The organism is Alcaligenes parafaecalis, assembly GCF_026344135.1.
Classification (GTDB): Bacteria; Pseudomonadota; Gammaproteobacteria; order Burkholderiales; family Burkholderiaceae_B; genus Alcaligenes; species Alcaligenes parafaecalis.
This window is the reverse complement of record NZ_JAPKNA010000017.1, coordinates 1-617: the sequence shown is the minus strand read 5'-3', so window position 1 is coordinate 617 and position 617 is coordinate 1. Positions and strand designations below refer to the sequence as shown.

Below are 617 nucleotides of genomic sequence, written 5' to 3'. Positions count from 1 at the left end.
CCTTCGCGAATAGCGAAGCGCAGACCTTCTTCCATGGCGATAGGAGCGATCAGGGACACTTTCATCGAAATGTTGTCGCCTGGCAGAACCATTTCTTTGTCTTCTGGCAGCTCGATCGTGCCGGTCACGTCAGTTGTACGGAAGTAGAACTGAGGACGGTAGCCCTTGAAGAAAGGAGTGTGACGACCACCTTCTTCTTTGGACAGAATGTACACTTCGGCGTCGAAGTCGGTGTGTGGCTTGATCGAACCAGGTTTGGCCAGAACTTGACCACGTTCCACGTCTTCACGCTTGGTACCACGCAGCAGCAGACCGACGTTATCGCCAGCTTCGCCTTGGTCCAGCAGTTTGCGGAACATTTCAACGCCGGTACAAATGGTCTTGACCGTGTCTTTGATACCCACGATTTCGATTTCTTCGCCGACTTTAACGATGCCGCGCTCAATACGACCGGTCACAACCGTACCACGGCCGGAGATCGAGAACACGTCTTCAACAGGCATCAAGAAGGTACCGTCAACGGCACGCTCAGGCGTAGGAATGTAGCTGTCCAGCGCTTCGGCCAGAGCCAGAACGGCTTGGCTGCCCAGTGGGCCTTCGTCGCCTTCCAGAGCCAG

1 protein-coding gene is annotated in these 617 nt (G+C 55.1%); it reads right to left on the bottom strand.

Features of this window, described 5'->3' with window-relative positions; genetic code table 11:
• The coding region (locus OSH09_RS18275) for an EF-Tu C-terminal domain-related protein (protein WP_266121792.1) at positions 1–617 on the bottom strand (617 nt) is incomplete at both ends.